Raw genomic sequence first — 14,301 nt, 5'->3', positions numbered from 1 at the left:
AGTAAAAACCACAACATTACACACAAGCATTACAGACAAGTGGTACGTCAACCGCACCGACAGTACGATAGACGACCGTGCAAAAAGCCTGCTGCTCCCACAGCCGGCTGTCTTCCCGACCCAAGGACACACCCATGGACCGCGTGCGAAACCTCCTGGAACAGATCCAGGGACGCCTCGACGAGCTGAACAAGGCCGAACGCAAAGTCGCCGAAGTCATCCTGCTCAACCCGCAACAAGCCACCCGCTTCAGCATCGCTGCGCTGGCCCAGGCAGCCAAGGTCAGCGAACCGACCGTCAACCGCTTCTGCCGTTCGTTCGGTGTCAGCGGCTACCCGGAGCTCAAGCTGCAACTGGCGCAGAGCCTGGCCAGCGGCGCAGCTTATGTGAGCCGCGCGGTGGAAGCCGACGACGACCCGGCAGCCTACACCCAGAAGATTTTCGGCAGCGCCATCGCCTCGCTCGACAGCGCCTGCCAGCAACTGGACCCGCAACAGGTCAGCCGCGCCGTGGACATGATGATCCAGGCCAGGCAGATCCACTTCTTCGGCCTCGGCGCCTCGGCGCCGGTGGCCCTCGATGCCCAGCACAAGTTCTTCCGCTTCAACCTCGCGGTATCGGCCCATGCCGATGTGCTGATGCAACGCATGCTGGCCTCGGTGGCACACACCGGCGACCTGTTCGTGATCATCTCCTACACCGGGCGCACCCGCGAACTGGTCGAAGTGGCACGCCTGGCCCGGGAAAACGGCGCCTCGGTGCTCGGCCTGACGGCTGCCGGCTCGCCGTTGGCCCAGGCCTGCAGCCTGAGCCTGCACATTCCGCTGCCGGAGGACACCGACATCTACATGCCGATGACCTCGCGGATCATCCAGCTGACTGTGCTCGACGTGCTGGCCACCGGCATGACCCTGCGCCGCGGCGTGGACTTCCAGCCGCACCTGCGCAAGATCAAGGAAAGCCTCAACGCCAGCCGCTACCCCATCGAGGACGACGAACTCAACTGAGCCGGTGCGCCTGCAACCGCAAGTGCGCGCGCTGCCCCGGCGCCAGGCTCAGGCCCTCGCCACTGCCACTGGCCGCCTCGACACAGACGAAGCCCTGGCACTCACGGCCACTGACGCCCATCAGCGGCCGATTGCCGGGGTGCCAGACCACGGTGTCATCGCTGTCACCGGTGTCGATGCACAGCTCCCGCTCCCAGGCCGGGTCCTGCAACTGCACCCGTGGCGTGCCCGGGTAGACCTTCTGGCAGCCGCCCTTGAGCTTGAGCGCGCCGTCTTCACGGCAGGCCTGGCGGCTCAGGCGGTCATAGCCTTCAATATCCTCAAGCCCAGACAGCGCTATCTCGGACACGTCACTGATACGCCAGTAGGCCAGCAGCGCATGGCTCAGCTGGCAAGGTTCGCTGTCCTGGTGCTCGGTGCTCAGGCTCAGTTCCATACGGCTGCCAAGCCTGGCGTGCAGGTCTACCTGCCAGTCGCACAGGTCCAGCCGCCACTTCAGGCTGACGCCCTCCTCGTCTTCGCGACTGTCCACCAGCTTCCAGTCCAGCAAGCGCGCCCAGCCATGGGCCGGCCACAGGTCTTCGCTGGGGTGGCGGCCATACCAGGGCCAGCACACCGGCACACCACCGCGTATGGCGCCCACTTGCGGCCATTGCTCGGCGCACCACAGCCACGGCCGCTCACCGGCCGGCTGGAAGTGCAGCAGTTGCGCGCCCTGGCGGCTGAACACCGCCTGGCAACGGGGATGGTCGATGATCAGCACATCGCGCTGCTGGTAACGCTCCCACTCGAATATCGGCCGGGGCCGCTGCGAGGAAAAGAAGCGATGTAGCGGATGTTCGGGCATGGTTCCAAGCTCTTGTTGTTTGAGATAGCGCTGTCTCGGCCTATCCCCGACAACCACTGCAAGCCAGTGGGTGCCGGGAGCCGAAGTTGGATTGGCGTAAATTTACAACAAGTAGGCTTAGAAAGACGACTGAATCTTCAAACCTGCGACCAGCGCGTTATCCACTTCGTCAACACCGCCTGGGCTCTTGATGTACTGCAGGTTGGGCCGCACGGTCAGCCAGTTGGTGACGTGGAAGCCGTAATAGAGCTCGGCGTTGTATTCGGTGCGCTGCAGCGGCACGAAACCTGGGTTGTCGTAGTCGTCGATCCCGCTCTGGGCATTGAGCAGTTCGGCGCGCTTCTTCACGTCATCGTTTACGTGGATGCGCGCTACGCCAAAGCCGATGTCGTCCTTGGGCCGGGCGTCGAAGGCACCTTTGTAGACCAGGCCGACCTGCTGGTAGTTGTCGACCACGTTGGTGGCCTTGTCGTGCACGGTGAAGTTGGCGAACAGGCTCAGGCCGCGATTGATGTCGCCAGCATGCGCAGTAACCTGCTGCTGCGCTACCACCCACCAGCCGTGTTTGCTCGAATGCGACTTGAAGGCTTCGCCGGTGACCGCCTGCGGGTTGCCGTTGACGTCTTCGAACACATCATCGGCCTTGGCCGTGCTGTAGTAGTAACCCAGGCGGTATTCACCTGGCAGGTCATTGACCTTGGGCGACCAGACCATCTCGACCGGCAGGATCGCGCCTTTTGTGCCGCTGCCACTGAGCTTGAAGCCGTTGCCGGTCTCCAGGTTCGACGGGTTCTGCTCGTAGGCTCCGACTTGTACGAAGAATTCCGGGGTGATGTTGTACTTGACCCGCAGTGCCCACTGGCTGACCGGCCAGTTGTACCAGATGCCGCCGACCCAGTTGCCCACCTGCGAGCCGCAGAAGGCCAGGTTCTGGAAGTCGCAGGGGAAGCTGTTGAAGTCCTCGCCCTCACCAAAGCGGCCGACTTTCACGTCCAGTGCGCCATCGAAGTACTTCTGCTTCACCCACATCTGCGTCAGGCGCCAGGTCTGCCCGCGGCCCCACACTTCCTGCACCGAACTGAACTGCCCGGCGCGCGGGTCGCTGATGCGGTCGTTGGACAGGTTGCGGCCACTGCGCTCGGTGATCGCCAGCTTGAACTCGGCATCGTGCCAACCGAGGATCTTCTGCAGGTCCAGGTGCGCGCCAAGGGCAAACTGGTCGCTGTAGCGTGCGGTCTTGTCGTCGTTGTAGCCGCCGTGCAGGTTGCCGGCCACCTCGCCAACATAGTCGAGGGTGAAGTCGTAGCCCTTGTCCAGCAGCTCGGTGCGGGTGCCACCCCAGTCGCCGGTCATCCATTTCGACTCGCTGGAAAAGGCCTCGGCAGCCTGCACGCCACTGCTGCCGACCACGGCGAGCAGGGCCAGTGAACCCAAGGTCCTGATGCGATTGCGCTGTTCCATCCCTTTGCGTCCTCTTTTTTCTTATTGATGGTGTAGACGAGTTAGCGGCCCTTGAAGTGAGCCACGTTGTCCTTTACGGCATTGCTGCTGGCCAGGTGCAAACGTTCGCCGCTGTCGGCGTCGAACAGCAGTACCCTTGCCGGGTCGAACTGCAGGTTCAGGCTGTCGCCTACCCGACAGGCGATGTCCGGCGCCAGGCGGCAACACACCTTGGTCTGGTTGAGGGTGACGAAGACCAGCAAGTCCGGCCCGGTGGGCTCGGTCACCTGCACTTCAGCGCGGATACCCGGCAGGCCGTTGCCCTCGCCTGCGCCCAGGGCGATTTGCTCCGGGCGGATGCCGAGGATGATCTCGCGACCTTCGAGGTCATCACTGGCCGGCCCCAACGGCAGTTCGCAACGTGCCTGGCCGCTGTCGAGCAGCGCCAACAGGCGCCCGTCCTGCTTGGCCAGGCGTACTGGAATGAAGTTCATCGGTGGCGAACCGATGAAGCTGGCGACGAACTGGTTGGCCGGGTCGTTGTAGATCTGCTGCGGCGTGCCGAACTGCTGGATGATGCCGTCCTTCATCACCGCCACCTTGTCGCCCAGGGTCATGGCCTCGATCTGGTCGTGGGTGACATACACCGTGGTGGTCTTCAGGCGCTGGTGCATCAGTTTCATTTCAGTGCGCATCTCGACCCGCAACTTGGCATCGAGGTTGGACAGCGGTTCGTCGAACAGGTAGATCTTTGGCCGCCGCGCCAATGCCCGGCCCATGGCCACACGCTGTTGCTGGCCACCGGACAGCTGCGCCGGCTTGCGTGCGAGCAGGTGCTCGATCTGCAGCAGCTTGGCCACCCGCGCCACCTCCTCGTCGATGGCCGCCTGCGGCATCTTGCGGATTTTCAGGCCGAATTCGATGTTCTCTCGCACGTTCATGGTCGGGTACAGCGCGTAGGACTGGAACACCATGGCAATGTCGCGGTCCTTGGGGCTCATGCCGCTGACGTCCTGGTCATCGATGAGGATCGCGCCGCCGGTAATGTTCTCCAGGCCCGCGATGCAGTTCATCAGGGTCGACTTGCCGCAGCCCGAGGGGCCGACCAGGATCAGGAACTCACCATCCTTGATCGACAGCTGGATGTCCTTGAGCGTGTCTGGCAGGCCGCTGCCGTAGGTCTTGTTCACATTGCGAAGTTCAAGCGTTGCCATGACTTACCCCTTGACCGCGCCGGCCGTGAGCCCGCGGACGAAATATTTGCCTGCCACCACGTAGACCAGCAGGGTTGGCAGGCCGGCAATCATCGCCGCCGCCATGTCGACGTTGTATTCCTTGGCCCCGGTGCTGGTGTTGACCAGGTTGTTCAGGGCCACTGTGATCGGTTGCGAGTCGCCGCTGGAGAACACCACGCCGAACAGGAAGTCGTTCCAGATCTGGGTGAACTGCCAGATCAGGCAGACCATGATGATCGGCGTCGACATCGGCAGGATGATGCGGCGGAAGATGGTGAAGAAGCCGGCACCGTCCAGGCGCGCGGCCTTGACCAAGGCATCGGGGATGCTCACGTAGAAGTTGCGAAAGAACAGCGTGGTGAAGGCCAGGCCGTAGACCACGTGCACCAGCACCAGGCCGGTCGTGGTGCTGGCCAGGCCCAGCTTGCCGAGGGTGAACGACGCTGGCAGCAGCACGGTCTGGAACGGCAGGAAGCAGCCGAACAGCAGCAGGCCGAAGAACAGCTGCGAGCCGCGAAAGCGCCACATCGACAGCACATAGCCATTCAGCGCACCGATGGTGGTAGAGATCAGCACCGCTGGCACGGTGATCATGATCGAGTTCCAGAAGTAACCACTGACCGTGCCCCAGGCCTTGACCCAGCCGATGCCGGTGATCACGGCGGGCCAGCTCAGCAGGTTGCCGGTACTGATGTCTTCCGGGGACTTGAAGCTGGTCAGCAGCATCACCACCAGCGGCACCAGGTAGAGCAGCACGGCGATCAGCAGCACGGCATGGATGGCGATGCGGCTCAGGCTCAGCGCTGGTTTATCCGAAGGACTATGCATGGCGCTTGCTCCGCAGTTCCGAGTACAGGTACGGCACGAGAATCGCCAGGATCGCCCCGAGCATCAGGATGGCGCTGGCCGAGCCCATGCCCATCTGGCCACGGCTGAAGGTGAAGGAGTACATGAACATCGCTGGCAGGTCGGAGGAGTAGCCCGGGCCACCGGCCGTCATGGCCGCCACCAGGTCGAAGCTCTTGATGGCGATGTGCGCGAGGATCATCAGCGAGCTGAAGAACACCGGGCGCAGGCTGGGCAGCACCACGGTCCAGTAGATCCGCGGCAGGCTGGCACCGTCGATCTGTGCGGCGCGGATGATCGACTGGTCGACCCCGCGCAGGCCGGCGAGGAACATCGCCATGATGAAGCCCGAGGCCTGCCACACGGCGGCGATCACCAGGCAGTACACCACCCGGTCAGGGTCGATCAGCCAGTCCAGGCGAAAGCCCTCCCAGCCCCAGTCACGCAGCAGCTTGTCCAGGCCCATGCCGGGGTTTAGCAGCCACTTCCAGGCGGTGCCGGTGACGATCATCGACAGCGCCATGGGGTACAGGTAAATGGTCCGGATGAAGCCTTCGCGGCGGATGCGCTGGTCCAGCAGCACGGCCAGCAGCACGCCGATGGCCAGGCTGATGGCGATGAACAGGCCACCGAACAGCATCAGGTTCTTGCTCGCCACCCACCAGCGGTCGTTGTCGAACAGCCGGGCGTATTGCGCCAGGCCCGCCCACTTGTAGGTCGGCAGGAAGGTCGAGGTGGTGAAGGAGAGGACGAAAGTCCACAGGATGTAGCCATAGAAGCCCACCAGGACGATGAACATGCTTGGCGCCAGCACCAGTTTCGGTAGCCAGCGCTGCAGCGCGTCCACGGGGGAGGCCCGCAGTTGGGCGGTTGCTATTGTCATGATTGCACACCTGCATGAGGGTCAACACATCGCCTATGGGAGCGGGTTTACCCGCTCCCATAGGGATCTCGCCAGTCTCGGGAGGGGTTACTTAGCGGCCTTTACCGCAGCGCTAAGCTTCTTCGCCGCATCGGCCGGGTCGGCCTTCGGGTCGTTGATGTAGTTGGTCACCACATCGAAGAATGCGCCCTGCACGGCCAGCGTGGTGGCCATGTTGTGCGCCATGCTCGGCTGCAGGCCGCCGGTCTTGGCGTCGGCGAGGAAGTCCTTGGCGGAGGTTTGGGCGCAGGCGTCAAAGCCGTACTTGCCCATGTCGGCCAGCATGTCGTTGCGCACCGGGATCGAGCCCTTGTTGATGCTGAAGACCTTCTGGAAGTCCTCGCCTAGGACCTTGCGGGCAATGTCCTGCTGGCCGGCAGCAGTGCCCTTGTCCTTCTGCTTGAACACCACCAGCGAGTCGATGTTGTAGAGGAAGGCTTTGTCAGTGCCGGGGAACGGCACACACTGGTAATCCTTGCCGGCGGTCTTGTTCGCCAGGGTCCACTCGCTCTTGGCCCAGTCACCCATGATCTGCATGCCGGCCTTGCCATTGATGACCTTGGCAGCCTCCAGATTCCAGTCCTGCCCCTTGCCGTCAGCATCCATGTAGGTGGCGACCTTCTTCAGCTCGGTGAGCGCCTTGACCATCTCGGGGCCGGTCAGCACTTTTTCGTCCAGGTCGACCATGGCTTTCTTGTAACCTTCAGGCCCCATCACAGCCAGCACCACACTCTCGAACACGGTGCTGTCCTGCCAGGGCTGGCCGCCATGGGCGAGCGGGATGAAGCCTGCAGCCTTGAGCTTGTCGGCAGCAGCGTAGAATTCGTCGAGGGTGGTCGGCGCCTTGTCGATGCCGGCCTTCTTGAACACTTCAGGGTTGATCCACAGCCAGTTGATGCGGTGGATGTTGACCGGTACCGCGACATAGTCACCGTCGTACTTCACGGTGTCGGAGATCTTCTTGTCGAGCAGCGCGTCCCACTTCTCTTCCTTGGCAACGTCCTTGAGCACCTCGGTATCAAGCAACCCGGTGGAAGCCCACTCCTGGATGTCCGGGCCCTTGATCTGCGCGACGCCTGGCGGGTTGCCCGCCACCGCACGGCTCTTGAGCACGGTCATGGCCGTGGCACCACCGCCACCTGCGACGGCGCCGTCCTTCCAGGTGAAGCCATCCTTCTCGACCTGGGCCTTGAGCACATCGACAGCGGCTTTTTCTCCCCCGGAGGTCCACCAGTGCACCACTTCGACGCTGCCTTTGGATTCGGCGGCGGAGGCACTGAGCGGCAGGAGCGAGGCGAGGGAGATCGCGGCGGCGAGGCGGAGAGTGGAATTCATCGGAGTACCTTTCTTGTTGTTATGCCGGGCAAGTCGATCGCTTGCATTGCATGGAGTCTAATCAGCGCGCCCGCCTCGTCAGGTAACGAAGCGATGCGCGAATGTCATCGTTTGGTTACATAACCTGCAACGGCAGTTGCCAGGCTTGGCGCCAACGGCAGCCCTGGTATCAAGGTTGCCTGATAGGCGTGGTAGAGATCTGGCTTGCCCGCCCATATCGTCGCGGCAGGGCGGTTATCCGGGTCGAGTTCGTGATGCCAGCTGCCAGCCACGCGGTCGATGAAATGGCCATCGATGAAGTCCCAGAAGCAGCGGTACCAGCGCTCATACTGCGCTTCGCCGGTACGCCGCAGCAGGGCCGCTGCGGCGGCGCAGGCCTCGGCATGTACCCAGTGCAGGCGCTCGCGCACGACCGGGCGATTGTCCCAGTCCAGGGTGTAGACGATGCCTCTGCCGCCATCGACGTTCCAGGCATCGCGGCAGGCGCTGCCGAACAGGCCACGGGCACACTCCAGCAGCCATTCCGGTGCGTGCAACCCGGCCAGCTCACGAGCAGCTTCCAGATGCAGCAGCAGCCGCGCCCACTCGAAGGCATGGCCAGGCGTGGTGCCAAACGGCCGGAAGTGGTCGGCCGGGTCATCACGGTTGTAATGCGGCAACGGCTGCCAGTGCGCGTCGAAATGCTCGACAACCCGATAGTCGTTGGCGGCAGCGTGGGTGTGGATGATGCGTTGGGCGATCCGCAGGGCGCGATCGAGCCACAGCGTATCGCCAGTGACATCGGCCAGGGCCAAGAATGCCTCGGTGGCGTGCATGTTGCTGTTGGCGCCGCGATAGGCCTGCGCCTGCTGCCAGTCGCTGGAGAACGCCTCTTGCAGGGCGCCCTGCTCCTCGCTCCAGAACCGCGCGTCGAGGGTATCGATGGCATCCTTCAGCAAGCCCTGAGCCCCCGCAGCGCCTGCGACCACTGCAGAGCTCGCGGCCAGCGCGACGAAGGCATGCAGGTAGGCGGCCTTGCTGCTATCGCCCTGCCCGTGCGGGTGGGCGAACCAGCCACCGTGGCGGGTGTCGTGCAAGGCACCGCGCAAGGCATTGAGACCATGCTCGACCAACGGCAAGCAGCCGGGCACGCCCTGCAGGTGAGCCAGGGCGAAGCTGTGGGTCATGCGCGTGGTCTGCAGGGTTTCGCTGCCAGCCGTGGGCGGCAGGCAGCCTTGGGCATCGAGGCAGCCGAAGCCATCAGGCAGCTGCGAAGCCCTGGCGAACGCCAGCAGGCGTTGCCCTTCTGCCTGCAGCCAAGCGGCATGTGCAGTTGAACCCAGCCAACTGCCGGGGGCCAGATCGCGAGTAATCATGGGTAACGCGTTCCTTGCTTGTGGTCGGTGAAGCCTAGCCAGCCGTCCTGGCCGGGATGTCACGAAGGCGGGCGACTGTGTCACCAACTTGTGACACAGCTCAATCCACGCCTCTTGGCAGATAGAGCGTCACCCGCAAGCCACCTTCGCGCAGGTTGAGCAGGCTCACCTCGCCGCCGTGGCTGTGGGCGATGTTGCGAGCGATGCCCAGGCCCAGGCCGTAGCCCTGCTGCTTGCCGGCCAGGCGAAAGTGTGGCTCGAACACCTGTTCCATCTGCTGCTGCGGCACACCAGGGCCCTGGTCATCCACCTGCAAAACAAAGCCCTCGGCGCTGTCGATGATGCGCAGGTGTGCCCGCTCGCCATACTTGATGGCATTGTCGATCAGGTTGCCGATACAGCGGCGCAGGGCCAGCGGTTTGCCCGGGTACGGCGACATGGCTTGCCCTTCGACAGTGATACGACCGTTACCCAGGTACGGTTCGGCGAGAATGTCCAGCACCTGATTGAGGTCGATCGGCTCGATGTTCTCGTGGATGTCGGTGTCTTTCACACATTGCAGCGCGCCTTTGACCAGCAGCTCCAGCTCGTCGAGGTCCTGGCTGAACTTGGCCTGCAGGCGCTCGTCCTCAAGCAGTTCGACACGCAGGCGCAAACGCGTGATCGGTGTGCGCAGGTCGTGGGAAATGGCACTGAACAACTGGGAACGCTCGGTCAGGTAACGGCTGATGCGCTCGCGCATGCTGTTGAACGCACGCCCCACCTCGACCACCTCGCTGCCGCCGCCCTCGGCTACCGGCGCCACATCGGCGCCCAATGACAACTCACGTGCAGCACGCGCCAGGCGCTTGAGCGGCCAGCTCTGCCAGTGCACCAGCAAACCGATGAACAGCAGCAGCAAGGCGGTGGTCAGGACGATGAAGCCGATCTGCTGACGCGGCAGGCGTTCGCTTTCGAGGCTGGTATAGGGCTCGGGCAGCAAGGAGGCGATGTACAGCCATTCGCCCTGGCCCAGGCGGATCTGGGTCACCAGCACTGGCGGGTTGAGCGGCTCCAGGGTCAGCGAGTAATGCGCCCACGAGCGCGGCAATTCATCGAGCTTCAGGCCGCTGTTGAAGATGCGCAGGTCATCGGGGGCGACGAACTCGACGGAGATTTCCATCTGCTCGCCGAGGCGTTCGTGCAGCACCTGCTGGAACACGTCGATCACCGCCTGCTTGCGTGGGGTGATGGGCAATACCGGCATGTCCAGCGGCTTATCGTTGAGCGACACGAAAAAGCGCGTGCCACCCATGCTGCGCAATTGATCGAGCACCATCGGCCGATAGGCCACCGGCAGCGAGCGGAAGTAGCTGACGCTGGCGCTCATGGAATGGGCCAGGCTGCCGGCACTGGCGCGCAGGCCCTGCAACTGGCTGGCACGCAGCTGGGCAACCCAGATCAGGCTCGACAGGCCCTGGGCCAACAGCACCACGAGCAAGGTCAGCAGCAGCATGCGCCCCAGCAGCGAGCGCGGCAGCAGGCGCCAGCGCCGCTCAGGAAGCGCAGCAGACATGGGCAGCCAGCAGGTAACCACTGCCACGTACGGTGCGGATCAGCCGCGGTGGCTTGTCGGTGTCGCGCAGGCGCTGGCGCAGGCGGCTGACGGCCATGTCGACGATGCGGTCCAGCGGCATCGGCTCGCGGCCTCGGGTGGCGTTGCCAATGGTGTCGCGGTCGAGGATCTGCTGCGGGTGATCGAGAAACAGCTTGAGCAGGGCGAAGTCGGCACCGGACAGAATCACTTCTTCACCATCACGGTGGAACAAGCGGTGGCTGACGGTATCCAGACGCCAGTCATCGAAGGCCAGCACGGCACTGGCTGGCGCGGCCTGGCCGAACTCGCTGCGGCGCAACAGAGCCTTGATGCGCGCCTGCAGTTCACGGGGGCTGAACGGCTTGCCCAGGTAGTCATCGGCGCCCAGTTCCAGGCCGATGACGCGGTCGGCTTCATCGGAGCTGGCGGTCAGCATGATGATCGGTACCCGCGACTGGCGCGGGTGTTGACGCACCCAGCGGCACAGGCTGAAGCCGTCTTCGTCGGGCAGCATGACGTCGAGGATCACCAGGTCGCAGGGGGTGCTTTCCAAGGCGCGACGAAAGCCCTGGCCATCGCCTTCGGCGTGGACCTGGAAGCCGGCGCGGCTCAGGTAGGTTTGCAGCAGTTCGCGAATTTCCTGATCGTCGTCGACCATCAGGATCGATTTTCCGGCAGTGCTCAAGGTATCCCGCCCTCATTGTTGTCGCAGGTCTTTTCGCCTGCTGTCGCGGTGCAGCATGATCGAGAGTATCAGTGATCCAGTGTTTGCTGCAGTGCCACCCCCGCACCGAGCAAGCCAGAGAACTCAGCGGTTACCAGCCACACCGGCACACCCGCGAAGTAACCACTCATGCAGCCCTTGTCGGCAAAGCTGGCGGCAAACCCGCTGTGCAGGAACAGCTCGGCAAAGCGTGGGATCACGCCGCCGACAATATAAACCCCACCACGCGCGCCCAGGGTCAGCACATTGTTACCGGCCACGCGCCCGAGGAATCGGCAGAACTGCTCGATCACCGCCAGCGCCCGTGGCTCGCCGCCCAGGGCGGCATCGGTAATCTGCGCCGGGGATGTGTGTCGAGGCGTGTCGCCGTCCAGCGCGCACATGGCCTGATACAAGCGCACCAGGCCACCGCCACTGAGTACGGTCTCGGCACTGACATGGCCGATCTGACTGTGAATCTGCTGATGGATCGCCGCTTCGCGGGCATTGCCCACCGGCAGGTCGACATGCCCGCCTTCACCCGGCAGCGCCTGCCAGTGCTGCTCGCCCAGGCGTAACAGGCTGCCGACGCCCAGGCCAGTGCCCGGGCCGATCACCAGCGCGGGCCGCGCCGGGTCTGCCTGGCCTGCGCAGACCTCACGGTACTCACCCGGTTGCAGGCGGGTCATGCCCAGGGCCTGGGCAGAAAAGTCGTTGATCAGCAGCAACCGCTCGACCTGCAAGGTCTGGCAGAACGCCTTGTGGCTGAGCCGCCAGTGGTTGTTGGTGAAGCGGAATTCATCGCCATCGACCGGCCCGGCCACCGCCAGGCACACCGCCGCCAGGCCGCCACGGGCAATGCCGTGGCCCTGCAGGTAGGCCTCGATGGCCTGCTCCGGGCTGGTGTAGTCGGCCGTGGCGAAGACCTTCACCTGGCACAGCTGGTTGTCACGCCACAACGCAAAACGGGCATTGGTGCCACCGATGTCGCCAACCAGCAGGTCCTTCATTTAAGGTTCTCCAGGGCCGAGGTGAAGGCGCTCGCGCCCTGCTCTGCCGGGCTGAACGCCATGCGCATGAAGCCGAACAGCTCACGGCCGCAGCCCAGGTCGTTGCCCTGGGGCGCGGGCGGCAGGTCACGGCTGGCCAGTTCTTCTGCCGACACCATCACCCGCAGCGTGCCTGCGACGCCATCGACCCGCACGATATCACCCTCGCGCACACGTGCCAGCGGGCCACCATCGAACGCTTCGGGGCAGACGTGGATCGCCGCCGGGATCTTGCCCGAAGCCCCCGACATGCGCCCGTCGGTCACCAGCGCGACCTTGTAGCCCCGGTCTTGCAGCACGCCGAGGAACGGCGTCAGTTTGTGCAGCTCGGGCATGCCGTTGCAGCGCGGGCCCTGGAAGCGCACCACGGCAACGAAATCGCACTCCAGCTCGCCGGCCTTGAAGGCATCGGCCAACGACTGCTGGTCATGGAACACTTTGGCCGGCGCTTCGACCACCTGATGCTCAGGCGCTACTGCGGAAACCTTCATCACGCCACGACCGAGGTTACCTTCCATCACCCGCAGGCCACCTTCGGCCGAGAACGGCCGCGCCACCGGGCGCAGGATGCTCTCATCCAGGCTCTGCTGCGGCCCTTCACGCCATACCAGCTTGCCGTTGTCGAGGAACGGCTCCTGGGTATAGCGGCGCAGGCCGTGGCCGGCCACGGTGTTGACGTCTTCGTGCAGCAGGCCGGCATCGAGCAGTTCGCGGATCAGGAAGGCCATGCCGCCAGCGGCCTGGAAGTGGTTGATGTCGGCCTTGCCGTTGGGGTAGACGTGGGACAGGGTCGGCACCACCTCGGACAGGTCGGCCATGTCCTGCCAGGTCAGCTGGATGCCGGCCGCCTGGGCGATTGCCGGGATGTGCAGGGTGTGGTTGGTCGAGCCACCGGTGGCGTGCAGGGCCACGATGGAGTTGACCAGTGCCTTCTCGTCGACGATCTCGCCCAGTGGCATGAAGCTGCCGCTGGCCTTGGTCATGCGCGTGACCTGTTGCGCCGCCTCGGCGGTCAGGGCATCGCGCAGCGGGGTGTACGGGTTGACGAACGAGGCGCCTGGCAGGTGCAGGCCCATGACCTCCATCACCAGCTGGTTGGTGTTGGCGGTGCCGTAGAAGGTGCAGGTGCCGGGGCTGTGGTAGGACTTCATTTCCGACTCCAGCAGCTCCTCGCGGCTGGCCTTGCCTTCGGCATAGCGCTGGCGCACGTCGGCCTTCTGCTTGTTGGAAATACCGGAAACCATCGGCCCGCCCGGGACGAAGATGGTCGGCAGGTGGCCGAAGCGCAGCGCCCCCATCATCAGGCCGGGGACGATCTTGTCGCAGATGCCAAGCATCAGCGCCGCGTCGAACATGTTGTGCGACAGCGCTACCGCCGTGGACATGGCGATCACTTCGCGGCTGGCGATTGCCAGTTCCATGCCCGGCTCGCCCTGGGTCACGCCATCGCACATGGCTGGCACACCACCGGCGAACTGGCCGACCGAGCCGACCTCGCGCAGGGCCTGCTTGATCTGGTCAGGGAAATGCAGATACGGCTGGTGCGCCGAGAGCATGTCGTTGTAGGACGAGACGATGGCGACGTTGGCCGCGTTCATCATGCGCAGGGTCTGCTTGTCCTCGGCACCGCAACCGGCCACGCCATGGGCGAAGTTGGCGCACTGCAGGCTGGCACGCATGGGCCCGTCACTGGCCGCGCCACGAATCAGCTGCAGGTAGCGTTCGCGGGTGGCACGGCTGCGTTCGATCAGCCGCTGGGTGACCTCAAGGATGCGCGGATGCATGTACTGGACTCCAGGCTAATTGTAAGGGCGGTTTACCGGGCATTTCCCCTCCAAACGATTGCGGCCTAGGCTCAAGGTAGAGGGGCTCGCGACATCGGGGGAGGCACTGCGCCCAACCACTCGTTGTATGTTTAAACAAAATACTGCCATCAAAAAGGCTTGTTTTCTATCGCTCAGTGAATAATCTTGTAATTCCAACAAC

At 64.0% G+C, this 14,301-nt stretch carries 12 protein-coding genes; 1 reads left to right on the top strand and 11 read right to left on the bottom strand.

The window, feature by feature from the left end; translation table 11 throughout:
- Positions 1-143 precede the first annotated feature (143 nt).
- The gene (hexR, locus tag ABE528_RS23460; RefSeq protein ID WP_177326722.1) at positions 144-1,007 is read left to right on the top strand and encodes a DNA-binding transcriptional regulator HexR; all 864 of its coding nucleotides are present in this window, start codon (positions 144-146) and stop codon (positions 1,005-1,007) included.
- On the opposite strand, the gene ABE528_RS23455 is transcribed toward hexR, so the two are convergent.
- The 11 genes from ABE528_RS23455 to edd form a co-directional block, all read right to left on the bottom strand.
- Entirely contained in the window at positions 1,000-1,854 is an 855-nt protein-coding gene (locus tag ABE528_RS23455) for a D-hexose-6-phosphate mutarotase (protein WP_346654190.1), read from the bottom strand. The genes hexR and ABE528_RS23455 overlap by 8 nt on opposite strands.
- 117 nt (positions 1,855-1,971) lie before the next feature.
- Positions 1,972-3,315: a carbohydrate porin gene (locus ABE528_RS23450; RefSeq protein WP_346654189.1), complete on the bottom strand. Its 1,344-nt coding sequence runs from the start codon at positions 3,313-3,315 to the stop codon at positions 1,972-1,974.
- A 41-nt stretch (positions 3,316-3,356) separates the two neighbouring features.
- Complete coding sequence (ugpC, locus tag ABE528_RS23445) at positions 3,357-4,508, bottom strand: sn-glycerol-3-phosphate ABC transporter ATP-binding protein UgpC (protein ID WP_346654188.1); 1,152 nt, start codon at positions 4,506-4,508, stop codon at positions 3,357-3,359.
- A gap of 3 nt (positions 4,509-4,511) precedes the next feature.
- Positions 4,512-5,357, bottom strand: coding sequence for a carbohydrate ABC transporter permease (locus ABE528_RS23440; protein WP_152958701.1), 846 nt, complete (start codon positions 5,355-5,357; stop codon positions 4,512-4,514).
- The gene (locus tag ABE528_RS23435; RefSeq protein WP_152958703.1) at positions 5,350-6,258 is read right to left on the bottom strand and encodes a sugar ABC transporter permease; all 909 of its coding nucleotides are present in this window, start codon (positions 6,256-6,258) and stop codon (positions 5,350-5,352) included. The genes ABE528_RS23440 and ABE528_RS23435 overlap by 8 nt, the downstream gene beginning before the upstream one ends.
- Positions 6,259-6,345: 87 nt before the next feature.
- A complete protein-coding gene (locus tag ABE528_RS23430; protein WP_346654187.1) occupies positions 6,346-7,632 on the bottom strand; it encodes an ABC transporter substrate-binding protein in 1,287 nt (428 codons plus the stop codon).
- A gap of 104 nt (positions 7,633-7,736) precedes the next feature.
- A complete protein-coding gene (locus ABE528_RS23425) occupies positions 7,737-8,987 on the bottom strand; it encodes an AGE family epimerase/isomerase (protein WP_346654186.1) in 1,251 nt (416 codons plus the stop codon).
- A gap of 100 nt (positions 8,988-9,087) precedes the next feature.
- Complete coding sequence (locus tag ABE528_RS23420) at positions 9,088-10,542, bottom strand: ATP-binding protein (protein WP_346654185.1); 1,455 nt, start codon at positions 10,540-10,542, stop codon at positions 9,088-9,090.
- Entirely contained in the window at positions 10,523-11,248 is a 726-nt protein-coding gene (gltR, locus tag ABE528_RS23415) for a two-component system response regulator GltR (protein ID WP_152958709.1), read from the bottom strand. Before gltR ends, ABE528_RS23420 begins: the two co-directional genes overlap by 20 nt.
- A 68-nt stretch (positions 11,249-11,316) precedes the next feature.
- Positions 11,317-12,276 carry a glucokinase gene (locus ABE528_RS23410; protein ID WP_346654184.1) on the bottom strand — a complete coding sequence of 320 codons (960 nt, stop codon included), beginning with the start codon at positions 12,274-12,276 and terminating at the stop codon, positions 11,317-11,319.
- Positions 12,273-14,099, bottom strand: a complete 1,827-nt coding sequence (gene edd, locus ABE528_RS23405) for a phosphogluconate dehydratase (RefSeq protein ID WP_346654183.1) — start codon at positions 14,097-14,099, stop codon at positions 12,273-12,275. Before edd ends, ABE528_RS23410 begins: the two co-directional genes overlap by 4 nt.
- Between the last annotated feature and the right edge of the window lie 202 nt (positions 14,100-14,301).

It is taken from the genome of Pseudomonas sp. TWI628 (assembly GCF_039673865.1).
Lineage (GTDB): Bacteria > Pseudomonadota > Gammaproteobacteria > Pseudomonadales > Pseudomonadaceae > Aquipseudomonas.
The sequence above is the reverse complement of the archived record's forward strand: the minus strand, read 5'-3'. Positions and strand labels throughout refer to the sequence as shown.